This is a genomic window from Streptomyces sp. NPDC042002 (assembly GCF_055588305.1).
In genome coordinates this window covers 206,316-231,034 of record NZ_JBVJCT010000010.1, presented here as the reverse complement: position 1 = coordinate 231,034, position 24,719 = coordinate 206,316, and the positions used below count along the sequence as shown (strand labels likewise).

Sequence of the window (24,719 nt, the reverse complement as noted above, 5' to 3'; positions counted from 1 at the left end):
GAAACCTCGCTATATCTTGCAAGAACAAGCATCTGTGGGAGGGGTACGGCATGACCCATGTCGAGGACGAGCTGAGCAGCCAGCCCGAGTGCTGGATCCGCGCCGCCGAACAGGCGGCCGTGCACGAAGCCGCGCTGCCGGCGGCGGGGGAACGCGTCGCGATCGTGGGGTGCGGCACCTCGTTCTTCATGGCGCAGGCCGCGGCCGTCCTGCGCGAACAGTCCGGGCAGGGTGAGACGGACGCCTTCGCCGCCTCGGAGTTCCCCGCGGGCCGCTCGTACGATCGCGTGATCGCCCTGACGCGCTCGGGGACGACCACCGAAGTGCTCGAACTTCTCGTACGACTGCGTGGGCACACCCGTACGACCGCCGTGACCGCGGATCCGCGCACACCCGTGATGGAGTCCGCGGACGACGTCGTCGTGCTCGACTTCGCCGACGAGCGGTCCGTCGTGCAGACCCGGTTCGCGACCACCGCGCTCACCCTGCTCCGGGCCCACCTCGGTCTGCACAGCGACGCCGTCGTCGCCGACGCGCGCACCGCGCTGGGCACGCCGCTGCCCGAAGGGCTCGTCGGCTGCTCGCAGTTCACCTTCCTCGGTCGCGGGTGGACCGTCGGCCTCGCCAACGAGGCCGGCCTCAAGATGCGGGAGGCGTCCCTCGCCTGGACCGAGGCCTACCCGGCGATGGAGTACCGGCACGGTCCGATCAGCGTCACCACCCACGGCACCGCCACCTGGATGCTCGGCGAGGCACCCGAGGGGCTGGCCGAACAGGTCCGCGGGACCGGCGGGTTGTGGGTGGAGGGCGGCCTCGACCCGCTCGCCGAACTCGTCCGCGCGCAGCGCCTCGCCGTAGCCGTCGCGGCGGCGCGCGGCCTGGACCCCGACCAGCCGCGCCACCTCACCCGCTCGGTGATCCTCAGCCACTGAGCCGGCTCTACCACCCACGGAGAAGGAGGAGTTGTGCCCCTCGCAGCAACCGGTGAGCTGGTCGCCACGGCCGCCGAGACGCGGACCGCCGTCGCCGCGTTCAACGTCATCACCCTGGAGCACATCGAGGCCGTCGTCGCGGGCGCGGAGTCCGTCGGCGCGCCCGTCGTGCTCCAAGTCAGCGAGAACGTCGTCAAGTTCCGTTACGGCCGGCTGCTCCCGCTGTCCCGTGCCGCGACCGCCGCCGCCGAACGGGCCTCGGTGCCCGTCGCGTTGCACCTCGACCATGTCCAGAGCGACGACCTGTTGCGGCAGGCGCCCGGTGCCGGGTTCAGCTCCGTCATGTACGACGCGTCGCGCCTGCCGTACGAGGAGAACCTCTCGGCGACCCGGGCCGCCGCCGACTGGGCGCACGCCCAAGGTCTGTGGATCGAGGCCGAGTTGGGCGAGATCGGCGGCAAGAACGGTGAGCCGCCGCGGGACGCGCACGCGCCCGGCGCCCGTACCGGCCCCATGGAGGCCCGCGTCTTCGTGGCCGACTCCGGCGTGGACGCGCTGGCCGTGGCGATCGGCAGCTCGCACGCGATGACCACCCGGACCGCCGCCCTCGACCACGATCTCCTCAAGCGGCTGGCCGCCTCCCTCACCGTCCCCCTCGTCCTGCACGGCTCCTCAGGGGTGCCCGACGAAGAACTCCGGGCGGCCGTCGAAGGCGGTATCGCCAAGGTCAACGTCGGTACCGCGCTCAACATCGCGATGACGGGCGCCATACGGGAGTTCCTCGCCGCCAGCCCCGACGCCGTGGACTCACGGAAATACCTCACCGTGGGGCGGGAGGCGATGGCGCGGACGGTGGCGGGGCTCATCGGTGTGCTGCGGGGGTGAGCGCTGTCCAGATGCCCCTACAGCCTGATATGCGGCCCAAAGCGACCGCTTCGCCGGTGCCGGGTCCGGTCGAAGCCGCCCCTGTCGCATGTGCTTTTGCACCGACGGCGGTTCGAGTGGGTGACAAGGTGGCTAGGGTGAACAAGTATGAGAAGGCCGAAAGGGCACGGCAGGCTCGCGGGTGACGTATCGCCCCGGACGCCACTCGGGCAAGCGTCCGTATGCCCCATGAACACGGGGAGCAGGGGTTTGCGGTGTTTTCGGGGGAGGTCCGGCGCTGGACCGGGCGCAGGACGGAGAAGGCCTTGAGCGGTCAACTTCTGGCTGGTTATCGCATGTTGGCGCGCGACGGGGATGCGTGCGCCCCGGTGAACAAAGCGATGTCCGCCGATGGTCCGCGCCTCTGCGCGCTTCGGGAAGTCCGCCTCCGCATGCCTTTGGGCCCGATGTGAACGGACTGATCTACTACCTGGCCGCGGCCGTCCTCTGGATGGGACTGGCTGCCCAGCTGCCCGACCTGCGCCGCCACTGGAGAGACCCGCTCAAGCGGTCGTTCTGCGCCGTCATCCTGCTGTCGGGACTCTGTTTCGTGCTCGGCGCGCCGCCCACGGTCGCCCTGGTCAACAGGGTCACCGGCATACCGAATGTGGCGGCGCCGCTGACCTACGGCGCGGTGACGGCCTTCGGCGCGGCCTCCCTCATCCTGATCGTGCACTGGCGGGGCAGCGACCCCGTCCAGGTGCGGCGCACGTCCCGGGCCTGGCTGTTCAGCTATCTGGGAGTGATCGCCGCCGAGGGCGTCCTGTTCTCGCTGGGCAACGCGCCGGTCGAGCGCCGGGCCGACTTCGACACCTACTACGCCTCGACGCCGTTCATCCGAGAGATGATCGTGCTGTATCTGATGGCGCACATGGTGGCCGCGGTGACGACGACCCTGCTGTGCTGGCGCTGGACACGGAAGGTCAAGCGCTGGACCCGCGGCTCGCTGGCCCTGCTCGTGCTGGGCTGGCTGTTCACCAGCGCCTACAGCGTCGTCAAGTCCGTCGCGCTGACCGCGCACTGGCTCGGGCACCACTGGGACGGTCTCAGTACCAGCGTGGCACCGCTGGTGGCCGTCGGCTCCTGCCTGGTCTCGGCCGGCTACATCCTTCCGCTCGTCGGTCCGCGCATCGACTCCGCCATCACGTTCGTGCGCCTGCGTCCGCTGTTCCGTCTGCTGTCGGGGCCGACCAGCCGTCGGCGCTGCGTCGCGGCGCTGTCCTGGCGGACGATCGGCGACGTCGAACTGCGGCTCACCACGCGGGAAACGGCCATCCGTGACGGTCTCAAGCGGCTCGCGGGACAGCTCGACGACCAGGTGCGGCGCCGCGCCTACCGGGACGCGCTGGCCGCCGGGTCCTGCGCGGCGGAGGCCGAGGTGATCGGGATGGCCGCGATGGTCGCCGTGGCCGCCCTCGCCGAGACTCCGACCCCCGTCGCCGAGACCGGCACCATCGGCATCTCGGTCGGTGACGTCGATGTGGTGGTCTCGGTCAGCGCGCGCGTGCGGCGTCCGGCCGCCGATTCGCGGTCGCTGGACACGGGCCAGCCGTCCCTGCTGAGCCTGTCCAAGGCCGTGCGCACGCCGATCGTCGACGCCGCGATCCAGTCGCGGAGAACCGCCGTACGACAGCTGTCCTGACGGGGACCGGACCGCGGGCGGACGCCGTCACACGGCGACGGGGCCCATGGAGTCGAGGAAGGCGCTCTCCTCGGGGGTCAGCGGCGGCCCGGTCAGGGGCTCCATGACGGACCCCTTGAGGGTGGCGAGCAGCAGCTTGGGGTCCACGAGACGGCTCGCGTCCGCTTGGAGCGTGATGACCCTGCACATGGCCGCGGACACGTCGTACGAGGTGGTGGCCACGCGTGCCATCCGGCCCATGTAGCGGCTGAGGAGCCGGTCCACGAGCGTCGGAGCCTTGCCGACGACCTCCGGGAACCACTGGTCCTGGGAGGTGCTCATCGTGTACGCGGCCGCGACGGATTTGGCGGCCGCACGCTGGACGCCGCGGGCGAACCCCGGAGCGGTGACGTCGGCCTGCCGCAACCGCCGGCTCAGTGCCAGGGCGCCGAGGGCCGCGACGGACATGCCCTGGCCGTAGACGGGGTTGTAGGTGGCGACGGCGTCACCGAGCACCACGAGGCCCTCGGGCATGGCGGCCCTCTCGAACTCGCGGCGCCTGTTGCGGGTGCTGCGGCTGAGGAACACCTCGCTGAGCGGCTCGGCGCCGGAGATGAGCTGACCGATCAGAGGATGGCGCAGGCCGAGGGCGAAGTCGGTGAACTCCTCGGGGTCGGCGGTGGGTTCGCCGCCGCGGGTGCCCGCGAGGCTGACCAGCCAGCGGCCGTCCTCGATCGGCACCAGGTTCGCGGAACGCCCCGGCCTCGCGGCGGCGGGGTCCGCCTCGACCTGTGTCAGCGGGAAGTCCTCCGCGCCCTTCGGAACGCGGAAGATCCGGCTGGCGTAGACGAGACCCGAGTCGACCTCGTCGGTCGGTATGTCCGTCACGCCGAGCTTTTCGAGCCACTGCTCGACGCGCGACCCCCGTCCGCTCGCGTCGACGACGAGGTCGGCGCTCAGGTCCTCCTCGGCGCCGTCGGCGAGGAGTCGTACACCCGTGACGCGCTCGGCGCTTCCCAGCAGCGACAGCGCCTCGGCGCGGCGGACCGTGACCCGGGTGGTCCCGAGGACGGCGTCGCGGATGACCGCATCGAGCAGGTCGCGGCTGCAGAGGGTCAGCAGCAGGTCGTCGGCCACGGTCGGCCACCGTCGGAACCAGCCCTGCGCGCCGAAGCCCAGCATGTCGGTGAAGGACTGCTCGTGAGCCCCTGACGCGAGCAGACGCCGGCGCACGTCGGCGTCGGGAAGCAGCTCCTCGATGGCGTCGCGCCCGCTGGGCAGCAGGATGTGGGCGTGCCGTGCCTGCGGGATTCTCTTGCGCGGGTGCGGCCCGTCGGGCAGTTCGTCGCGCTCCAGGACGATCACGTCGTCCACGGACCGGGACAGGGCCGCGGCGGCGAGCATGCCGGCCACGCTCCCACCGATGACGACAGCACGGCGCGACATTTTTTCCCCCAGTTGTCATTGGTGAGCGACATCACTCTACGGTCGGACACGTAGGTGTACAGGGGAGATCAAAAAGTGTGCGGATTCTGTCTGTTGGCGACGTGTTCAGTACCCCTCACCGCCGGTCTCCACGTGAGCCGGTCTTAGGCCGATGCGTCCACCGACGCACCCGCCCGCAGCCGCCCGGGGCCCGCGGAGGCTACTGGCCGACATCCTTCTTCACGGCCCGCAGGACCACGAACTTGGCGTCGCCCGCCACCAGTTCACTGTTGCCGAAGAGCCGGCGCAGCTTCAGGTGGTAGCCGAGGTGGCGATTGCCGATCACCCACAGCTCGCCGCCCGGCCGCAGCGCGCGCCGGGAGTCGGAGAACATCCGCCAGGCGGTCGTGTCCGTCATCGCCTGGTGGGAGTGGAACGGGGGATTGTTCAGGACGAGGTCGACGCTCCCGGGAGGGACGCCCTCCAGCCCGTCGGCGACACGGAATTCGGCGCTCCCGCCGGCGCTCCCGTCGGCGTTCGCCCGGTAGGTCGCCTCCGCCGAGGCCACCGCCTGGTACGACTCGTCGGCGAACAGCACCTCGGCGTCGGGATTGGCCAGCGCCATCGCCGTACCGACCACACCGTTGCCGCAGCCCAGGTCCACGACCCGCTCGACGCCCCGGCTGCGCGGCAGATGCCCCAGGAAGAAGCGGGTGCCGACGTCGAGACGGTCGGCGCAGAAGACGCCCGCGTGGTTGACGACCGTACGGCCGGAGACGGTGCCGACGTCGTCGGGAAGCTGGTAGCTGTACGGCCAGGGGTTGGCCTTCCGGGCGATCCCCTGGAGCGGGGTGCAGAAGACCAGCCGGGCCTTCTTCTCGGCCAGCGAGGTGCGGGTCGGACCGAGGATCCGCTCGAAGAGGTGCAGCGTCGAGGTGTGGATCTCCTTGACCATGCCGGTGCCGATGACGACCGTTCCCTCGTGCACGCCGGGCGCCAGCCGGTGCAGCTGGTCCTCCAGCAGGGCGAGGCTCTTCGGCACCCGCACGAGCAGCACGTCGATCCGCTCGGGGGGCGGCTCCTGGGTCGTGAGGAGCCGGACCGCGGACTCCTCGGCACCGGCCCGCGCCAGGTTCGCGCGGGTCGCCTCCTGCGCCAGGAGGGAGTCGGAGATCTGGGTCGGTCTCCGTGCCGACAGCGCCGTCGTGAGCGCCCCCCACCGGTCGCCGACGATCACGACCGAACCCGTCAGCGGGGTGCCGCTCTCCGCGAGGTGCCCCAGCAGATAGGTGTCGGCGGCGTCCCAGGCGCGCAGTCGATCGCGAGGGTCCTCGGGGAAGCGGGCGAGCTCGTAATCGCCCCAGGGTGTCGTCATCCGGTCGTTCATCGTGGGTCAAGGCTAAGCGACCCGGGACGCCTGAGGTGCGCGAGGATGGGGGCATGTCGATGGACGCGGAGCTGTTCCCGCGCGGCCGGACCGAGATCGCGCCCGGCGCGGTGCACCTCCCGGACTGGCTGGACGCAGAACACCAGCGGCAGCTCCTCGATGCCTGCCGCGGCTGGGCACGACCGCCGGCGGGCCTGCGCACGGTCCGCACCCCCGGCGGCGGCACGATGACCTCCCGGCAGGTCTGTCTGGGCTGGCACTGGTACCCGTACGCCTATGCGCGGACGGTGGTCGACGGTGACGGTTCGCCGGTGAAGCCCTTCCCCGACCGGCTCGGAGACCTGGCCCGCGAGGCGGTCACGGACACCCTCGGCGCCGACGCCCCCGGCACGGATCCGTCCGCCGCGTACGACATCGCGCTGATCAACTTCTACGACGCCGAAGCCCGGATGGGCATGCACCGCGACGCCGACGAATCGTCCGACGCCCCGGTCGTGTCGCTGAGCCTGGGCGACACCTGCGTCTTCCGGTTCGGCAACACGGAGTCCCGGACACGGCCGTACACCGACGTCGAGCTCCGCAGCGGAGACCTCTTCGTGTTCGGCGGCGCGTCACGGCTCGCGTATCACGGAGTACCGAGGGTGTACGCGGGCACGGCGCCCCCCGAGTTGGGACTGACCGGGCGGCTGAACCTCACGCTCCGGGTCAGCGGCTTCCCGCCGGAGCCCGCGCGGTAGCGGCGGACGGTCCAACGGTCGCTGTCGATGCGGAGTGCTGTCGGACCGCGTGGCCCGACGCGCGATCCGAACGGCGGCCCCGCGCCACGGTGTCTCCTCGCGGCGGCCGCCGCGACCGGACGGACCCCGTGGCAGCGGATCATGGGAGACTCGCCTTCATGAACGGCAAGGCGGGCCCCCGGACGGCGGGGGATGGCAGCACGCGGACACGGCTCGACCGAGGGCGCGGGGCACTCGGACCGGCGCTGGAACTCGTGCACACCGGGCGTGCGCCGACGCGTGCCGTGCTCACCGCCGAACTGGGCGTCACCCGGGCGACCGCGGGCGCGGTGGCCGCGGAGCTGGAGGCGCTGGGGCTGATCCGCGTCGACGCGCGGCCCGGAGCCGCCGCCGGTTCGCAGGGACGGCCCTCGCACCGGCTGGAGGTCGCCGAGGACGGGCCCGTCGCGCTGGCCGCGCAGGTGCACGCCGACGGGTTCCGCGCCGCGCTGGTCGGCCTCGGCGGCCGGATCGTCGCGACCGCGCCCGGCTGCGAGACCGTCGACGCCGATCCGGCGAAGGTGCTCGGCTCGGTCGTCGACGCCGGCGCCGAACTGCTCCGCGAGACCGGGCGCCGCTGTGTGGGCGCCGGGCTCGCCGTCCCCTCCGCCGTCGCCGAACCCGAGGGGCTCGCCCTCAACCCACTGCACCTGGCCTGGCCCGCGGGCGCCCCGGTCCGGCAGATCTTCGCCGAGCGGGTGCGCGCGGCCGGTATCGAGGGTCCGGCGTTCGCCGCCAACGACGTCAACCTCGCCGCCCTCGCCGAACACCGGCACGGAGCGGGCCGCGGCGCCCGCGATCTGCTCTGCGTGGCCACCGGACACCGTGGTGTCGGCGGCGCCCTGGTGCTCGACGGGCGCCTGCACACCGGCAGTTCGGGGCTCGCCCTCGAAGTCGGCCACCTCACCGTCAATCCCGAGGGCCGCCCCTGCCACTGCGGCAGCCGCGGCTGCCTCGACGTCGAGGCCGACCCGCTGGCCTTCCTCACCGCGGCCGGCCGTGCCCCCGGCCCCGAGGTGTCGCTGCTCCAGCAGTCCAACGAGCTGATCCGCGACGAGTACGCCGATCCGTCCGTCCGCAGGGCCATCGAGGCACTGATCGACCGTCTCGGCCTCGGTCTCGCGGGCCTCGTCAACATCCTCAATCCGGACCGCATCATCCTCGGCGGACTGCACCGCGCCCTGCTGGACGCCGACCCGGACCGGCTGCGTGCCGTCGTCGCCGACCGCAGCCTGTGGGGACAGAGCGGCGGGGTGCCGATTCTCGCCTGCACCCTGGACCACAACAGCCTGGTCGGGGCGGCCGAGTTGGCGTGGCAGCCGGTGCTCGACGACCCGCTGAGGGCGCTGCCCGTCTGACGCTCATGGGCGCCAGGCGACGGCGAAGGCACGCCCGGCGTTCTCGGTGAGGATCCGGTCCACCAGGTCCTTGCCCAGGGCGAGTTCGAGCCTCGGGCGGATCCGGCGCAGCAGATACGGCATCCCCGGGCCGCCGTTGACCGAGCGCGCCGCCGCGGTCGTCGTGTCGCCGCCGAGCAGCAGCCGGTGGCCGAAACCGGCGTCGGCGAGGGCGCGTACGGCGTCGGGCATGCGCCAGTCCGTGCCGTGGTTGGCACGCGAGGGGCCGTCGAAGGCGAGGTAGGCGCCCGACTCCGCGGCCTCGCGCTGCGTCACGAGGTCCGGGGAACGGTTGAGGTGTCCCAGGATCACCCGGTGCGGCGGCACGCCCAACTCACCGCAGAGCAGGTCGAGTACGTCGAGGGCTCCGGTGCCCAGTTCCAGGTGCACGGCGATCGGCGCTCCGGTGGCGTGGTGCGCCTCGGCGGCGGCGGTCATCGTCCAGCGGGCGTGCGCGTCCAGGGCGTGGAAGCCGCCCGCGACCTTGATGAGACCGGCCAGGACCCCGGTCGTCCCGATGCCCGTCGTGAGCTCGGCGACGAGGACGTCGGCCAGCGTCGCGCGCAGCTCGCTCAGCAACTCCGGTGTGTAGTGCGCCGCTTGGTGCAGTCCGGTCGCCGCGACGACGTGGACCCCGGCGTCGCGGGAGATCAACGGCAGATCAGCGGCCCGCCTGCCCAGACCGTACGGCGTCCACTGGACCACGCTGCCGCCGCCCTGCGCGCGGAACGCGGCCAGTTCGGCCCGCGCGGCGGACGCGTCGCACAGTTCCTGGCCCGGGAGCCGCGGGCTGCCGAAGAACAGATGGTCGTGCGCGTCGCACACCCCGAGGTGTTCGGGGAGCACGTCGCCCAGGACCGTACGGACCGTGGCCACCGGGCTCACCACTGCCGGCCCCGCGGCAGCCGGTCACGCTCGGGCGCGGACACGTGCAGTACCTGGAAGACCTCGCCCGGCGCCTTGGGGGAGTCGTGGTCCCAGAGCGAGAAGTGCACGACCTCCCAGTGCCTCGGATCGACGGCGGCAGCGACGCCGACCGCCCCGTCCAGCGCGGCCAGCCGCCCGGCCTCGCGCACCGCCTCCTCCATCGCCTCGGACAGCTCCACGCCCTCGGCGACGGCCTGACGCCTGCGGACCGCGACCCTGGCCGGCGATCCGGCGGCGCCGCCCTCCTCGTACGCGAGACCCGTCCAGTGCTGCACCACGGGTCGCCCGAAGTCGTTCACCAGGCCCTGGAACGCCCCGCCCCAGAGGAAGGAGTTCATGCCCTCGGCCGTGTTCCACAGGTAGAAGGGCGCGTACTGGTTCACCGGGGAGCCGTCCACCCCGCGCTCGCGCATCAGATACGCCTTGATCCCGAGGCCGTCCCACGCGTCGAGCCGGTGGCCGACGCGGGCGACCCGGTCCCGGATGACGGTCATGTCGTAGTCGGCGGGAAACGTGAGCTCGTACTGCATGGCGTGCATGGGAAGGTCCTTCCTGGAGTCCGCGGTTCGCGGGGAGGGCGGATGCCGGCCCGTGGCCTTCGGCGCGGCGGGGGTCAGCGGACGGGTGCCAGCAGGGCGAGCAGCCCCCGGACTCCCGTGTCGAACGCGGCGGGTGAACCGGAGGCGCGCGCCAGGACGTAGCCGCCCTGGACGGTCGCGAGGATCGTCGCGGCGGTCTCCTCGCCGTCGAGCGTGGGCGCGAACTGGCCCTGTTCCTTGCCCTCTTCGACGAGGGCGGCCAGCCGTCCGCGCAGCCAGTCCAGCGTCTCGTCGACCGGCGCGCGCAGTTCGTCGCTCGCGATCACGTCCGGGTCCATCGTGAGCCGTCCGATCGGGCAGCCGCGCAGGACGTCGCGCTCGCGCCGCAGATAGGCCTCGATCCGCTCGTACGGCGATCCGGGCGAGCCGAGGACGCCCTCGGCGGTGGCCCGCATCTCCTCGGCGGTACGGCGGATCGCGGCGAGCGCCAGACCGGGCTTGCCCCGGAAGTGGTGGTACATGCTGCCCTGCCCCGCGCCCGCGTGCTCCAGGATCGCCTTGGGGCTGGTGCCCACATAGCCGCGCTCCCACAGCAGCTCGCGCGTGGACTCGATCAGTCGGTCCGGAGTGCTCATGTACCCACTGTACATACTAGTAGGTACAGAAGTGCAGACGGCTGTGGCTGAGGGTGAGCCGCAGCGCGAAGCAGCCCGGGGCGCCCGGCGTACTCCCCGGGAGGTACGCGCACAGCCGCTGGCCGTACGACGACTCGGACCCCCTCCCAGGGCGAGTCTCGAAGCATCACCAAGAGATCCCGCGAAGACGCGCGACTCCACCGAGGAGATGACTCGAGATGCAGACCCTGGCGAACTGGGACGGCGGCCCCGGCCCGTGGATCCTGTTCTTTCCGCTGATCTGGGCGGCCGTCGTGATCGGCGTCGTGACCGTGCTGCGCCGCACCGCCTGGCGCGGACGCCGTGGCCCGTGGCGTGCGACGGGCGGCTTCGGACCCGGCGGTTCCCTGCCGGCCGGCGACTCGCCGATCGCCGTGCTCGGCCGCCGCTTCGCCTCCGGAGAGATCGACGAGGACGAGTACTGGCGCCGCCTGTCCGTCCTCGACGAGCAGTTCGGGCGTACGGGCAAGGGCGGTGCGGCATGACGCCCACGACGACGAACCCGACCGCCCGCCCGGACGCGGCCCGCGTCACCGGGGCCGTGAAGGTGTACGGCGGCGGCGACACCGCCGTGCGGGCCCTGGACGGGGTGAGCGTCGGCTTCCCGGCCGGCCGCTTCACCGCGATCATGGGCCCCTCGGGCTCCGGCAAGTCCACGCTCATGCACTGCGCGGCCGGCCTGGACACCCTCACCTCGGGAGCCGCGTACATCGGCGGCACCGAGCTCGGCACCCTCGACGACCGCCGCCTGACCCTGATGCGCCGCGACCGGATCGGTTTCGTGTTCCAGGCGTTCAACCTGATCCCGACGCTCACCGTCGCCGAGAACATCGCGCTGCCCATGGACCTCGCCGGAACCAAGGGCTCCCGCGAATGGACCGATGTCCTCGTCGACGTCGTCGGTCTGCGCGACCGGCTCCACCACCGGCCCAGCGAGCTCTCGGGCGGACAGCAGCAACGCGTAGCCGTGGCAAGGGCGTTCGCCGGACAGCCCGACGTCGTCTTCGCCGACGAACCCACCGGCAACCTCGACTCCCGCTCCGGCGAGGAGGTCCTGAACCTCCTCGGCCGGGCCGTGCGCCAGATGGACCGTACGGTCGTCATGGTCACCCACGACCCGGTCGCCGCCGCGCACGCCGACGAGGTGGTCTTCCTCGCCGACGGACGTCTCGTGGACCGTATGGAGAACCCCACGGCCGACAAGGTCCTCGACCGCATGAAGGCCTTCGACAGCAAGGGCGCACCGGTATGAACGCGGCACTGCGGCTCAGCGCCTCGTCGCTGCGCTCCCACAAACGCCGCTTCGCGGGGACGTTCTTCGCCGTGCTCCTCGGCGTCGCGTTCCTGGCCGGCACCCTCGTCATGGGCGACACCCTGCGCGCCGGGTTCGACACGATGTTCGGCAACGCGACCAGGGGCACCGACGCCGTCGTCCGCAGCACCGACACCATCACCGCACCGGGGGAGAGCCAGGGCGTACGCCGCCCCGTCGGCACCGATCTGGTGACGACGATCGAGCGGACCCCCGGTGTCGCGGCCGCGGCGCCCGACATCCAGGGCGCCGGCCAGCTCATCGGCTCCGACGGGAAGCCCATCGGAGGCCAGGGCCCGCCCACCCTCGCGGGCAACTGGATCGACGACCCGAAGCTCAACGCGTACCGACTCGCCGAAGGCCGCGCCCCGTCGAAGTCCGGCGAGGTCGTCGTCAACAGGGGCACTGCCAAGAAGGGCCACCTGAGGATCGGCGACACGACGGTCCTGCGCACGCCCGACCCCGTCCGGGTGACGATCGTGGGCCTCGCGACCTTCGGCGGCGAGGACGGCATGGCCCAGGTGACGTTCACCGGCATGACGCGGGCCGACGCGGAGAAGTACCTGACCGCCAAGCCCGGCGAGGCCGCGAGCATCCGCGTGCGCGCGGGCCCGGGAGTCGGTCAGGACAAGCTCGTCTCCGCACTGACTCCCGTACTCCCCAAGGGAGTCGAGGCCATCACCGGACAGGACTCCGCGCAGGAGAACACCGACATGGTCTCCAGCCGGTTCCTCACCATTTTCACCATGCTCCTGCTCGTCTTCTCCGGCATCGCGCTCCTCGTGGCGACCTTCTCCATCCACAACACCTTCGCGATCGTCGTCGCCCAACGCACCCGCGAGAACGCGCTGTTGCGTGCCCTGGGCGCCTCGCGCCGGCAGGTCACCGTGTCGACCCTGGCCGAGGCGAGCGTCGTCGCCGTGACCGCCTCGGCCGTGGGGATCGCCGGCGGCATCGGGATCGCGGCCGGACTCCAGGCGCTGTTCCCGGCCATCGGATTCCCGTTCCCCGAGGGCGACTTGGTGATCAGCGCGCTGTCCATGCTGCTGCCGCTCGGCGTCGGCGTCGTGGTCTGTCTCGGCTCCGCCCTGCTGCCCGCCGTACGGGCGGGACGCACCGCGCCGCTCGCCGCGCTGCGGGAGACGGCGGTCGACGAGTCCGGTGCCTCGCGCGGACGCGCGGCCGTCGGCGGGGGACTGGCCGCTCTGGCGGTGGCCGTCACCCTGACCGGTGTCCTGCTGACTCCGTCGCTGTGGCTCGCCGGACTCGGCGCCGTGCTGGCCCTCGCCGCCCTCGTGGTCCTCGGTCCGGTCGCGTCCACGACCGCCGTACGGATCCTCGGCGCGCCGCTCGGCAGGCTGCGCGGCGTCACCGGCGGACTCGCCCGGCGCAACGCGCTGCGCAGCCCCAGGCGGACCGCCGCCACCGCGGGCGCCCTCATGATCGGCGTCGCCGTCGTGTCGCTGTTCACCGTCTTCGGCGCCTCGCTCAAGGCCACCATGGACCAGACGGTCTCCCGCTCCTTTGCGGGTGATGTCGCCGTCAGCACACCGTCGTTCGGCGCGGGCGGCAGCGGACTCAGCCCGAAACTGGCCCCCGCCGTCGCACGTCAGCCGACGGTCCGGTACGCCGTCGGGCTGGGCAAGGGCGTCGCCGAAGTCAACGGCCAGGGGCGCGCGTTGACGGTCACCGACCCGGTCACGCTCGGCAAGGTCCTCGACCTCGGTGCCGTACAGGGCTCGCTGAGCGGCCTCGGCGCCGACGGCATCGCCATCACCCGCAAGGAGGCCGACAAGCAGCACCTGGCGACCGGTGACACGGCCCGGCTCGCCTTCACCGACGGACAGAAGGCGAACTTCACCGTCCGTGCCGTCTACGGCCGGTCGGAACTCGCGGGCGACTACGTCATCACCCGCGCAGCCTGGGCCCCGCACCGCACCCAGGACGCCGACACGCTCGTCGCCGTCTCCTTCAAGGACGGAGTGAGCACGGCGGAGGGCAAAGCCGCGGTGAAGAGGGTCGCCGAGCGGTACGGCAGTCCCGAGGTACAGACCCGGGACGAGTACGCGCGGTCCTCGGCGGGGGGCATCGACATGATGCTGACCCTGGTCTACGCCCTGCTCGCCCTCGCCGTGCTCATCGCGCTGCTGGGTATCGCCAACACCCTCACGCTCGCGATCCACGAGCGCACGCGGGAACTCGGTCTGCTGCGGGCCGTCGGACAGACCCGGGCGCAGTTGCGCGCCATGGTCCGCTGGGAGTCGGTCCTCGTCGCCGCCTTCGGCACGGCGGGCGGACTCGCCCTCGGTGCCTTCCTCGGCTGGGTGCTCGTCGAGGCCTCCGACGGAGCGTCGGACAGCGCCTTCGCCTTCGCGATCCCGCCGCTGCGGCTCGTGGTGGTGGCACTGGTGGGTCTCGCTGCCGGGGCCCTCGCGGGACTGCGTCCGGCACGGCGGGCGGCACGCCTGGACGTGCTGCGGGCCATCGCCACGGAGTGAGCCACCCGGTGCCGTACGGCGCCCGCGGACGAGCGGCGTACGAGAGGGATGTCACCGCCCGGTCAGCCGACAACGGCGGACCGGGCGGGAGCATGTTCTGGCCTGAGTACGTCGACGGTGTGCCTCAGAGTGGCCTCGCTCGCGGTCTCGTACGGCGAACGAAGGGAAGCCGCCACCACGGGTGTCGACGCCGGAAGCGTGAACCACACGACCTTGCCCGACTCGCCGTCGGGCCGCACACCCCAGCTCTCGCTCACCGCCGCGACCATGGCGAGGCCGCGTCCGCAGGTGGAGCCGGGGCCGGCTTCCCGCACCACGGGAAGCCGGGGGTCGTGGTCGTGCACCGACACCGTGAGCCGGTCGAGTCGTAGCTCGATCTCCACGGTGCAGATCTTGTCCGGCTGGGCGTGCCGGTGAACGTTGGACAGCAACTCGGTCACTCCGAGTGCGGCCCGGTCTATCAAGGGGTCCAGATGCCAGTAGCGCAACTGCGCAGAGACGATTCTGCGGACCTGGCCGATCCGCGACGGCAGGGCTTGGAGCTCCACCGTGCAATGCCTGCTTGGCTGGCTGATCACGGCTGCGACTCCCCGAATTGAGGTCCGGAAGAAGACGGAGATCGGATCCAGCAGAGGCGGCTGAGTGGAACGGCCGCCTGCTGTGGTGGCCGGCGGGCTGGTTCGTAGCGTTATCGCCGGTAAACCCAGAGTAGTGATGTGACATCAGAGTGACTCAGGGGGCACGGTCCCGCAACTCGCGGTGACTCAGGACGCGTAGCGAGCGCGTGGGCGCGGCTCAGCCGCTGCGTCCCGCCGCCCTGCGGACCGCCTCGATGAAGCGGCGCGCCGAAGGCGGCCCCGGCCTGCCGGGTGCCGGATCATGCTCGCCCAGAGTGAGCGAGTAACGCGTGCCGTTGACGTCGGCCAACGCCCGGTCCTCGTGCGCGAACCAGGGTTTCGAGGCCCGCACCGCCTGCACCGGCGCGCTGTCGATCTCGCTGCCGTAGCTGGTGAGCAGTTCCAGCCTGCCGTCGCTGATCCGGACCTGTCCGGCCCGGGTGAGCGAACGCAGCCTCTTCCCGATCCGCACGCCCGTGGCCGTGAACTCCGGCTCCGCCATGATGCCCCGCCCCCTTGTGCGCTCCGGCTGTGTCCTGTCGTGACCCAGTGTGCATCCACGTCGGGGGCGATCGCCCCGTTCGGTGCAGTCTGCCCGCAGGCGGCGTCGAGCACCAGTGCGTATGGCGAGGTGGTGGCGGTGACGGGAGCAAAGGCCGGGATGCGCCCCCCGAGTTCGGATTCCCGCCGTCCCCCCAGGGGTGCCTTTGAGTCGCCCAAAGGTGTGTTTATGCAGGTGAGAAGCGTGTGGAAGGTGTTTATGATCGAGGTGTCCGACCGGCTGAAGCGGTGTCGGCGCCATGCGTTAGGAGCCTTCCCGTGAGCACTCCCCAGCAGATCCGGACCGGTGAGACCCTCGATGTCGACCGCAGTGACGCGGAGTACCGGAGCTGGCTCAAAGAAGCCGTCCGCAAGGTCCAGGCCGACGCGAACCGCTCGGCCGACACCCATCTCCTCCGCTTCCCGCTGCCCGAGGAGTGGGGCATCGACCTGTACCTGAAGGACGAGTCGACCCACCCCACCGGCAGCCTCAAGCACCGCCTCGCCCGCTCCCTCTTCCTGTACGGCCTGTGCAACGGCTGGATCCGGCCGGGCCGCCCGGTGATCGAGGCGTCCAGTGGTTCGACGGCCGTGTCCGAGGCCTATTTCGCGGGGCTCATCGGTGTTCCTTTCATCGCGGTCATGCCCCGCACCACGAGCGCCGAGAAATGCCGCCTGATCGAATTCCACGGCGGACAGTGCCACTTCGTGGACGACGCTCGCAAGATCTATGCGGAGTCCGCCGCTCTCGCGGTCGAGACCGGCGGACACTACATGGACCAATTCACCTATGCGGAAAGGGCGACGGACTGGCGCGGTAACAACAACATCGCCGAATCCATTTTCCGCCAACTGGCGTTGGAGCGATTCCCGGAGCCCGCGTGGATCGTCACGACGGCAGGAACCGGCGGTACCTCGGCGACCCTCGCGCGCTACGTCCACTACATGCAGGCGGACACCCGGATCTGTGTCGCCGACCCGGAGAACTCCTGTTTCTTCGAGGGCTGGACCACCGGCGATCCCGACGTCATCTGCGACCGCGGCTCACGCATCGAGGGCATCGGCAGACCCCGCATGGAACCGAGCTTCGTGCCCGGGGCCATCGACCGCATGATGAAGGTGCCGGACGCTGCCAGTGTCGCCGCCGTACGCGCCCTGGAACAGGCCATCGGCCGCAAGGCGGGCGGCTCGACCGGTACCGGCCTGTGGAGCGCCCTGAAGATCGTCGCCGAGATGGTGGCCGAGGGGCGCAGGGGAAGCGTGGTGACACTGCTGTGCGACCCCGGGGACCGCTATCTGGACAAGTACTACTCGGACGCGTGGCTGGCCGAACAGGGCCTGGACATCGCGCCGTACACGACGGCGATCAACTCCCTGCTGGAGACGGGCGTCTGGCCGACCTGACCGGCTGACTGGCTTGACCCCTGGCAGGCCTGCCCCCGGGCCAGCCAGGCCCCAGGACGGCCTGCCCCAGGACGGACCGACCTGGCGGCAGGGCGCGCCCTCGGGTCCGGCCCTCCAACCCCGGTCCGGGGGAACCTGGTTGTTGTTGGCGCTGGGCGCCCGGCGCCTGACGCCCCTCGCCGGAGGGCTGACGCCTGAGGTCCGGCTTCTGACGTCCGGCGCCGGCCCTGTGCGCCCGTGGGTTCAGGCGGGTTTCAGGCGGGCGCCGACGCCAGGCGCCGGTCCAGGGTCGTCACCGCGCCGCGGAAGGCGCGGCCCAGACCGCCCCGCCCCACGGTAAGTGCCGCCCGGAACAAGGCCGTTCCGTCGGCGGCGAAGGTCCACCGCACGCGCGTCCCCGTGCCCGCGGGCGTGAGCCGCCACTCCTCGACCAGGGCGCGGAGCCCCGGCGCGTTCGTGGCATCCACCCGGTACGCGTACACCTCGGGAGCCTCCGAGACGAGGACGGTCTCCTCGAAGCGTGTTCCGCCGCGGAGCCGCACCTCGCGCCCCGTGCCGTCCGCGGTGGGCCGGGCGAGCGTCACCGCCGAGAACCACTCGCTCCAGCCGGACACGTCCTCGGCGAGCGCTGAGAAGACCGCCTCGGGAGAGGCGGCGACCTCCCGCGCGAACACCAGCCGCAGCGGGGCGGTTTCGACGAAGTCAGGTCCCACCGGACGCAGTTGACGTGCCATGAGTGAACCCCCTCGCCGGAACCGGGTTCCGGTCTCCGTGTGTGCGGAACGCCCGTGACGGCCCACTGGACCGTCTCACGAACCGAACTCGCCCGACAGTCTCTCGGAGTCGCCGCCCGCTCGGCCGTGCATCGGAACCGGCCCCCTCGGTGCGAGCGATGGCCTGGGCGCACCCGCGCCACGGACGGCGCCGACGGCCTGACCGGCGGCGCGGGCAGCGTCACCCTAGCTGGCGGACCGTCAGATGTCTGTATCGTCCTCGGGTTCACCGGCCACGACCAGGCGCCGAAGGTGCTCCGCGATCTCCGCGCGAGCCTCCGCGGGCATCCCGCCGTCGGTCACCAGCGTGTCGACCTGGTCCAGCGCGGCGAACGAACTGAGGCCCACCGTGCCCCACTTGGTGTGGTCCGCGACCACGATGACGCGTCGCGCGGACTGCACGAGCCGCCGGTTGGTCTCCGCCTCCGCGAGGTTCGGCGTCGACAGTCCGGCCTCGGCCGATATGCCGTGCACACCGAGGAAGAGGACGTCGAAGTGCAGTGCCGCGATGGCCTGGTCGGCCACCGGCCCGACGAGCGAGTCGGACGGTGTGCGTACCCCGCCGGTGAGGACGACGGTCGAGGCCCCCTGACGCTGACCGGAGGTGCGCTGCGCCGAGTGGAACACGTCAGCCACACGTACCGAGTTGGTGACCACGGTCAGGTCCGGGACGTCCACGAGGTGATGGGCCAGCGCGTACGTCGTCGTACCGCCGGAGAGGGCGATCGCCGAGCCCGGCGCGACCAACTCGGCGGCCGTCCGCGCGATGTCCTCCTTGGCGGTCAGCTCCAGACCCGACTTGGCCTCGAAACCCGGTTCGTGCGTGCTCGCCTCGACCACCGGTACCGCGCCGCCGTGCACCTTCTCGACGACACCCTGACGGGCCAGCGCGTCGAGGTCGCGGCGGACCGTCATGTCGGAGACGCCGAGTCTTCGCGTCAACTCGTTGACGCGGACACCGCCGCGGCGGCGCACCTCGTCGAGGATCAGGGCGCGACGCTGCTCCGCGAGGAGGTTCTGATTCTCACTCACGACCGCTTCGGTCCTTTCGTCGCTGCCTGCCCGACACTCCGTCCGAACCCACTCCCACGTGGACATTCTCCTTGCCCGAGGTCTGGAGGACGACCCATCCTCGCACGGGACACCGCCAGTCGCGCCACTGCCCGCACGCCCGCCGTGCCCCTCCCGTGCGGCCACGTTCACACGTTTCGGGGAGATTTCGTGAGTTCGGGTGTGCTCGCACCCCGGAGCGCGAGACCCTTGTGCCTGCACATGACACATGAGACACGCGGGGCACGGGGGAAGTGCGGAACAGTGGAACGTGCACGGGAACATGTCATCGACGGGGAGCCCGGCGGCTCCGCACAGCGGCCCGAAGCGGCCGGTATCGCCCTGGAACTCCTGGTCCACGGGGTCGGCGGCACCACGCCGGAGGAAATGCTGAACGATCCCCGGACGGTCCGGATCACCGGCGACGCGACGGCGGCCGTCTTCCGGCGCGCCGACGACACCGACGCCGAGGAGCGCCCCGGCGCCCACCGCGGCGAGCCGGTGCGCGAGGCGTACGTATGGTGCAACCTCACCTCCGGCAACGGCGCCCGCGCCCTGTGGCTCCTGTTACTGCCCTTCATGGTGGTCAACCTCGCGCACTGGATGCGCCCCGCCGCGCACGGCCGCGGACGGGCGGTACGCCTGTACGGGCTGCTCGTCCGCCTCGCCGGACTCACCCTCACGGTGCTGCTGGTCGCCGCCGCCTGCGAGGTCGCCCTCGACCTGGCCGCCTGGCAGTGCGCGGGCACCCGTGCGTGCGTGCGCAACCACTCCTGGCTCGGATTCCTCTCCCCGGACCGGCCCGGCGCCGGCTGGTGGAGTCAGCCGGGCCGCCGCCTCGCCCTGGCCTGCCTGGTGCCCGCGGCGCTCACCACCCTCCTGTGGTACCTGTCGCACCGCACCTGGAGCGCGTACGAGTCGCAGCAGCCGATGGCCCGCGCGGCCGAGCACGACGACGAGACCGACGGCACCGGACTCGGCCGCCCCGGCTTCTGGTACGGGCGCCGCCTGGTGGCCCGGCTGCGCGCCGCGCACACCGCCGCGGGGTTCCTGACCGTCGCCGCGGCCGTGGGCTCCTCGGCCGCCCGCTACGACCGTGCGCGGGGCGGCCCCGCCGTACTGGAGGCGCTGGGCGGGCTCCTGAACGCAACACTCGTGGTGGGCGGGGCCGTTGTGCTGTGGGTGGTCTGCCGTCGTGGCCGCAGCGAGAACCGGATCGACCACGGACGCGACCGGATGCTCGTGCGCCGGCTGCCGCTGGGCTCGCTCGCCCTGCTCGCCCTCACCCTGGTGTACGCCGGCTGGTCACGGCCGCACTGGCACTCGACGGGCCGCCTTCCCGGCGACGCCACGTTCGGCGGCCTCACCCTCGTACAGGGCCTGCTGGTGATCGCGCTCGGCGTGGTCGCCCGCGCCCTGTACCGCACGACTCCTCAGGCCGTGGCCTCGCGCGGAACAGCGGCCGGCATCCTCGACACCCGCACCGCGATGCGCGGTTTCGCGGGGCCCGCCGTCGCCATGCTCGCCTGCGCACTCGGCGGTGTGATGTCCGGAGGAGTGTCCCAGCGGGTCGCCGACTGGCTCGACGGCACCCGCCACTCGATCCCCGGCCCGCCCGTCCTGCTGACCTGGCAGGCCTCCGCGATCCCGCCGCTGCTCGTCGTCCTGCTGGCCCTCACCGGCTGGCTCGCCCGGCGCACCTGGAAGCTGCGCCGCCGCGAGACGCTCGCCGTCGAACGCGAGTACCCGGGCGAGGCAAAGGACTCCGCCCGCACCCGCCGCATCGCGAGCACCCGCGCGATGGCCGCTCTCACCGACCGGGCGCCGCTCATGGTCGGTGTCCTCTCGTCCGTGACACTGCTGCTCGGGGCCTGTGCCCTGGCCGGGGCGTTCGCCACCGGGGACGCTCCGAGCGAGGCCGCGCGCGGGGCGAACGGCTTCGTCCACGGCGCGGCCGAGACCGCGCAGGCGCTCGGCTCCTGGCTGATCGGCCTCGGCTTCATCCTGTTCGTCACCTGGGGCCGCCGCGCCTACAAGGACCCCGCCGCCCGCCGCACCATCGGCATCCTCTGGGACGTCGGCACCTTCTGGCCGCGCGCGGCCCACCCCTTCGCGCCGCCCTGCTACGCCGAGCGCGCCGTGCCCGACCTCACCTGGCGGATGGCCGCCTGGACCCGCGCGACCGGCGGACGGCTCGTGCTCTCCGGACACTCCCAGGGCAGTGTGCTGGCGGCTGCCGCGGCCTGGCAGCTCAAGCCCTCGGTACGCAAGAGGGTCGCGCTGCTCACCTACGGCTCACCGCTGGAGCGCCTGTACGGACGCTGGTTCCCGGCCCACTTCGGACCTGCCGCCCTGGCCTCGCTGCACCGCGAGGTCGCCTGCTGGCGCAATCTGTACCGTCGCACCGATCCGATCGGCGGACCCGTCCGGCTGCCGGGCGACTGCGGTCCCGAGGTCGACCACGAGCCCTTGAAGGACCCGCTCGCCTACGGCCGCACCGAGCGGCAGCCGTTGCCCGCGCCGGTTCTCGGCCACTCCGACTACCAGGCGGACCCCGCCTTCGCCGAGGAGCGGGAACTGCTGCTGGCCAGGCTGCTGCCCGAGGTGCCGGGCCCGCGTCCCCGCGAGGAGGCTCAGGGCGGCTGAGGAGGTCAGGGCGGCTGAGGAGGTCAGGGCGGCGAGGACGCTCAGGGCAGCTCCGGCAGGTCCTCCGAGTAGAGCAGGGTCAGATCGTCCGTGTTCGGCTCGTCGAGCTGGGCGACCCGGCCCGCGTGCCGCTCCACCATTGCCTCGAACGTCTGGCGCGCCGTGCGTCCGTTGCCGAACGCGGGTCCCTTCGGAATCGCCGTGAAGTACTTCAGCAGCGCCTCGGCCGCGCCCGGACCCAGCCGGTACTCGTGCTCCTCGGCCTGCTGTCCCACGATTCGCAGCAGTTCGTTGGGGAGGTAGTCGTTGAAGGTGATGGTCCGTGAGAAGCGGGACGCCACACCGGGGTTGACCGACAGGAACCGCTCCATCTCGGCGGTGTACCCCGCGACGATCACCACCACCGCCTCGCGGTGGTCCTCCATCAGCTTCACCAGGGTGTCGATGGCCTCGCGACCGAAGTCGCGGCCCGAGTCCTCCGGCGACAGCGCGTACGCCTCGTCGATGAACAGCACGCCGCCGCGCGCCCGGTCGAACGCCTCCTGGGTGCGGATCGCGGTCGATCCGATGTGCTCACCGACCAGGTCCACCCGGGACACCTCGACCAGATGCCCCTTCTCCAGTACACCCAGTGAGGCCAGGATCTCGCCGTACAGCCGGGCGACGGTCGTCTTGCCGGTGCCGGGGGAGCCGGTGAAGACCAGATGGCGCCGGGCGGACGCCGCCTTCAGACCGGCCTGCTGCCGGCGGCGGCCCACCTCGATCATGTCGGTGAGGGCACGCACCTCGCGCTTGACGTTCTCCAGGCCGACCAGCAGGTCGAGTTCACCGAGGACCACCCTCGATCCCCGGGCCGGCTGCGCGGGCTCCGTCCCGGCGGCGAGCGGCTCCCGCTCGGTGCTGCGCTGGCCGGGGATCGCCCCCAGCAGACTCGTGGTCGAAGCCGCCGTCTCGACCGCCGTCTCGTGCGTCGGAGCGCGTAGCGCGGTGCTCTCGTCGCTCGCGCAGTCCTCGACGACGGGACCTCCGCCGGGCGCCGAGCCCCCGTCGGCGAACTCGTAGCCTCCGCGCGCGCACCGCTCCGTACGGCACTTGCGCAGGGTCGCGCGGCAGCCGTCGATCACATGGAAGCCGTAGCCCTCGCTGTCCACCACGCGGCAGCTCAGGAAGCTGCCCCGGCCGTCCGCCGACACATAGAAGCCCGCCTCGGCGGGCGAGGTGACCGTGCAGCGCTCGATGGTCGGATCGGCGCCCTTGGTGACGATCACGCCGGTCTGTGTGCCGTCCACGATGCAGCCGGACAGGTTGCCGCCGCTGCCGTGGTCACGGAACCAGGCACCCGTCGCGGCGTCGCGGATGCGGCAGTCGTCGAGCTGCGCGGTGGCACCGTCGCTCACCGACACCGCGGTGTTGCGCACCTGCGAGATGTCGCAGTCGACGACATCCGCCCGCGAACCCCGGTCGAGGACGAACAGCGCGTCCGGCACGTCGTGCACCCGGCACGAGTCCAGTACGGCGGTCGCGCCGTCGCTCACCCACACCGCGGGGTAGTCGCCCGTACTGTCGAAGATCTCGCACTGGTTGGCGTCCACGCGGGTGCCCGGGTCCCAGACCGAGAGGCCGTTGCGCCCGAACTGCCGCACCGTCGTACGGGTCAGGGTGAGCACCGAGCGCGAGCGCAGATCGACCGCGTTCTCCGGGATGTCGTGGATGCGGCAGTCGGCGAGCGTGAGCACCGCGTCCGTGTCGAGGGTGACGCCGTCCGCGGTCGTCCGGTGCACGTCGCAGTCGGTGAGATGCGCGGTGGCCCGGCCGGTGATCTGCACCCCGGAACCCTTGACCTCGTACACCTCGCAACCCACCGCTTCCAGCGACGAGTTCTCGCCGGTCGCCGACAGGCCCGCACCGGAAGTGTGGTGCACCCGACAGCGCTCGAGGCGCGGATGCGCGCCCCCGCGGACCGCGACTCCCGACTGACCGGCCGCGACGACCTCGCACTCCTCGAACACCCCACCGCCGCCGTCCAGTACGGCGATGCCGACGCCCGCGGGGTTGTCGACCGTGCAACGGCGTACGGTCGGGCGGGCGCCGCCGCGCACCTCGATCCCGGCGGCGGAGCGCGTGACGATCCGTATGTCCAGCAGTTCCGGCGTGCCCTCTTCGACGAGCAGCGCGGGCGAGGCCGAGTCCTGGCCCTCCACATGCAGGTCCTGGACCACGGCGGAGGCGCGCACCGTCAACGCCACGCCGTCGATCGGCGCGATGCGCACGGAGCCGGGGGAACCCTCGGGACCGCGCAGTGTCACCGCGCGGTCCACCACCAGGTTCTCCCGGTAGGTGCCGGGAGCGACGGTCAGCACGTCGCCGTCGGCCGCGGCCTCCAGGGCGGCGGCCAGCGATGCGTACTCACCCGTGCGGCGCCGCCACCGCGAGGTTCCGGTGTGCGTCACCTGGACCGTGCCCTGTGCCATGGCGCTGTTGTGCCCCCACCTCGTCGTACGCGGGTCCTGCGAGGTCGTACTGATGCCCCGTCGGCCGGGATGGCCCCTGCCGGACAGCCTCTCACGACGGTGCCGAACAGTTCGGCCGGTCCACCGTAGCGTGCGCGGGGACGCCCGGTTGACCGGAGCGGGAAGGCCGTCAGCTGCCGGTGTCTGCCTTGCCCCAGTCGGGACCCGCCTTGTCCCATGCCCGGTCCCATCGGGCGTGACGCCGGCGGATCATGTGCCACAGGATCGACCGCCTGCCGCCCTCGAGGAGCCCCGCCGAGAGCACGGCCGCGCCGAAACCGGCCAGAACGGCGTGCGTGGTCGCGGTGGCACTGTCCAGCGGGCGGCCCATTATTCGGCCGTGCCGGTCGGTCCAGATCGAGAAATGGTCCCCTGGGCGTGGGGACTTGAGGGCGGCGACCACCGTGCCGCGCTGCGGGGTGCCGTCCGGCGCCGTCCACTCGGCCAGGACGCGGCTGTGCGCGTCCCGTCCCGACGGCGTCTCCGGGTCGGGCGCCAGCGGGCCCGGGGGCAGCTTCCTGACGACGACGGCCGCCACTTGGTGACGGTCCTTGCGCTGGTCCCGCACCGCTCTTTGCAGCGTGCCCTGGACCGAGGCCCCCACGGCCGCACCGACGAGGGGGGCCGCGACGAGGACGAGCAGGAGGGCGGCCAGGGCCAGCCAGGCCTCCACGAGATCTGTCGTACGGCGCAGCGGATTGTGCCGCCAGCGCCAGAGACCGATGATCGCGCCCACCGTCCCGCACCCCCTTCCGCGTCCGTGATAA

At 72.1% G+C, this 24,719-nt stretch carries 21 protein-coding genes; 10 read left to right on the top strand and 11 right to left on the bottom strand.

All coding sequences use genetic code 11. The annotated features are described in order from the left end of the window. Positions 1-50 precede the first annotated feature (50 nt). From ACZ6KY_RS18170 to ACZ6KY_RS18160, 3 genes are all read left to right on the top strand, one after another. Entirely contained in the window at positions 51-932 is an 882-nt protein-coding gene (locus ACZ6KY_RS18170; protein WP_469311268.1) for an SIS domain-containing protein, read from the top strand. Positions 933-965: 33 nt separating this feature from the next. After that, positions 966-1,817 carry a class II fructose-bisphosphate aldolase gene (locus ACZ6KY_RS18165; RefSeq protein ID WP_469311267.1) on the top strand — a complete coding sequence of 284 codons (852 nt, stop codon included), beginning with the start codon at positions 966-968 and terminating at the stop codon, positions 1,815-1,817. A 448-nt stretch (positions 1,818-2,265) separates the two neighbouring features. Then, positions 2,266-3,498 (top strand): MAB_1171c family putative transporter, encoded by a 1,233-nt coding sequence (locus ACZ6KY_RS18160; protein WP_469311266.1) that lies wholly within the window; start codon positions 2,266-2,268, stop codon positions 3,496-3,498. 27 nt (positions 3,499-3,525) lie between these two features. On the opposite strand, the gene ACZ6KY_RS18155 is transcribed toward ACZ6KY_RS18160, so the two are convergent. Together ACZ6KY_RS18155 and ACZ6KY_RS18150 are read right to left on the bottom strand one after the other, a co-directional pair. Beyond that, entirely contained in the window at positions 3,526-4,923 is a 1,398-nt protein-coding gene (locus ACZ6KY_RS18155) for an FAD-dependent oxidoreductase (RefSeq protein WP_469311265.1), read from the bottom strand. A gap of 199 nt (positions 4,924-5,122) precedes the next feature. Further along, positions 5,123-6,277: a methyltransferase gene (locus ACZ6KY_RS18150; RefSeq protein ID WP_469311264.1), complete on the bottom strand. Its 1,155-nt coding sequence runs from the start codon at positions 6,275-6,277 to the stop codon at positions 5,123-5,125. 71 nt (positions 6,278-6,348) lie between these two features. Between ACZ6KY_RS18150 and ACZ6KY_RS18145 the strand changes: the two genes are divergently transcribed. Beyond that, positions 6,349-7,026 (top strand): alpha-ketoglutarate-dependent dioxygenase AlkB family protein, encoded by a 678-nt coding sequence (locus tag ACZ6KY_RS18145; protein WP_469311314.1) that lies wholly within the window; start codon positions 6,349-6,351, stop codon positions 7,024-7,026. 158 nt (positions 7,027-7,184) lie between these two features. Further along, complete coding sequence (locus ACZ6KY_RS18140) at positions 7,185-8,423, top strand: ROK family protein (RefSeq protein WP_469311263.1); 1,239 nt, start codon at positions 7,185-7,187, stop codon at positions 8,421-8,423. 3 nt (positions 8,424-8,426) lie between these two features. On the opposite strand, the gene ACZ6KY_RS18135 is transcribed toward ACZ6KY_RS18140, so the two are convergent. The 3 genes from ACZ6KY_RS18135 to ACZ6KY_RS18125 all read right to left on the bottom strand — a co-directional run bounded on the left by ACZ6KY_RS18135 (position 8,427) and on the right by ACZ6KY_RS18125 (position 10,563). After that, positions 8,427-9,338: a phosphotriesterase family protein gene (locus tag ACZ6KY_RS18135; RefSeq protein ID WP_469311262.1), complete on the bottom strand. Its 912-nt coding sequence runs from the start codon at positions 9,336-9,338 to the stop codon at positions 8,427-8,429. A 5-nt stretch (positions 9,339-9,343) separates the two neighbouring features. Further along, positions 9,344-9,928 (bottom strand): DUF4865 family protein, encoded by a 585-nt coding sequence (locus ACZ6KY_RS18130; RefSeq protein WP_469311261.1) that lies wholly within the window; start codon positions 9,926-9,928, stop codon positions 9,344-9,346. Between the two features lie 74 nt (positions 9,929-10,002). Further along, positions 10,003-10,563 carry a TetR/AcrR family transcriptional regulator gene (locus tag ACZ6KY_RS18125; RefSeq protein ID WP_469311260.1) on the bottom strand — a complete coding sequence of 187 codons (561 nt, stop codon included), beginning with the start codon at positions 10,561-10,563 and terminating at the stop codon, positions 10,003-10,005. A gap of 218 nt (positions 10,564-10,781) precedes the next feature. Here ACZ6KY_RS18125 and ACZ6KY_RS18120 point away from each other — a divergent pair, with 218 nt between their 5' ends. From ACZ6KY_RS18120 to ACZ6KY_RS18110, 3 genes are read left to right on the top strand one after another with little or no spacing between them, the layout of a single operon-like run. Continuing rightward, entirely contained in the window at positions 10,782-11,087 is a 306-nt protein-coding gene (locus ACZ6KY_RS18120) for an SHOCT domain-containing protein (RefSeq protein ID WP_355987779.1), read from the top strand. Continuing rightward, the gene (locus tag ACZ6KY_RS18115) at positions 11,084-11,854 is read left to right on the top strand and encodes an ABC transporter ATP-binding protein (protein WP_469311259.1); all 771 of its coding nucleotides are present in this window, start codon (positions 11,084-11,086) and stop codon (positions 11,852-11,854) included. Before ACZ6KY_RS18120 ends, ACZ6KY_RS18115 begins: the two co-directional genes overlap by 4 nt. Continuing rightward, on the top strand, positions 11,851-14,412 hold the full coding sequence (locus ACZ6KY_RS18110) for an ABC transporter permease (protein WP_469311258.1): 2,562 nt from the start codon (positions 11,851-11,853) through the stop codon (positions 14,410-14,412). Before ACZ6KY_RS18115 ends, ACZ6KY_RS18110 begins: the two co-directional genes overlap by 4 nt. A gap of 62 nt (positions 14,413-14,474) precedes the next feature. Here ACZ6KY_RS18110 and ACZ6KY_RS18105 read toward each other — a convergent pair whose 3' ends face one another. Beyond that, positions 14,475-14,990 carry an ATP-binding protein gene (locus tag ACZ6KY_RS18105; protein WP_469311257.1) on the bottom strand — a complete coding sequence of 172 codons (516 nt, stop codon included), beginning with the start codon at positions 14,988-14,990 and terminating at the stop codon, positions 14,475-14,477. Positions 14,991-15,207: 217 nt separating this feature from the next. Continuing rightward, a complete protein-coding gene (locus ACZ6KY_RS18100; RefSeq protein ID WP_261703200.1) occupies positions 15,208-15,531 on the bottom strand; it encodes a hypothetical protein in 324 nt (107 codons plus the stop codon). 317 nt (positions 15,532-15,848) lie between these two features. Between ACZ6KY_RS18100 and ACZ6KY_RS18095 the strand changes: the two genes are divergently transcribed. After that, positions 15,849-16,973: a PLP-dependent cysteine synthase family protein gene (locus ACZ6KY_RS18095; protein ID WP_469311256.1), complete on the top strand. Its 1,125-nt coding sequence runs from the start codon at positions 15,849-15,851 to the stop codon at positions 16,971-16,973. Positions 16,974-17,227: 254 nt separating this feature from the next. On the opposite strand, the gene ACZ6KY_RS18090 is transcribed toward ACZ6KY_RS18095, so the two are convergent. Further along, positions 17,228-17,707 carry an SRPBCC family protein gene (locus ACZ6KY_RS18090; RefSeq protein WP_469311255.1) on the bottom strand — a complete coding sequence of 160 codons (480 nt, stop codon included), beginning with the start codon at positions 17,705-17,707 and terminating at the stop codon, positions 17,228-17,230. Between the two features lie 240 nt (positions 17,708-17,947). Further along, on the bottom strand, positions 17,948-18,778 hold the full coding sequence (locus ACZ6KY_RS18085) for a DeoR/GlpR family DNA-binding transcription regulator (protein WP_469311254.1): 831 nt from the start codon (positions 18,776-18,778) through the stop codon (positions 17,948-17,950). 282 nt (positions 18,779-19,060) lie between these two features. Here ACZ6KY_RS18085 and ACZ6KY_RS18080 point away from each other — a divergent pair, with 282 nt between their 5' ends. Next, complete coding sequence (locus tag ACZ6KY_RS18080) at positions 19,061-21,442, top strand: hypothetical protein (protein WP_469311253.1); 2,382 nt, start codon at positions 19,061-19,063, stop codon at positions 21,440-21,442. A 41-nt stretch (positions 21,443-21,483) separates the two neighbouring features. On the opposite strand, the gene ACZ6KY_RS18075 is transcribed toward ACZ6KY_RS18080, so the two are convergent. Next, complete coding sequence (locus ACZ6KY_RS18075; protein WP_469311252.1) at positions 21,484-23,913, bottom strand: right-handed parallel beta-helix repeat-containing protein; 2,430 nt, start codon at positions 23,911-23,913, stop codon at positions 21,484-21,486. Positions 23,914-24,082: 169 nt separating this feature from the next. Next, on the bottom strand, positions 24,083-24,688 hold the full coding sequence (locus ACZ6KY_RS18070; protein ID WP_469311251.1) for an Rv1733c family protein: 606 nt from the start codon (positions 24,686-24,688) through the stop codon (positions 24,083-24,085). Positions 24,689-24,719 lie beyond the last annotated feature (31 nt).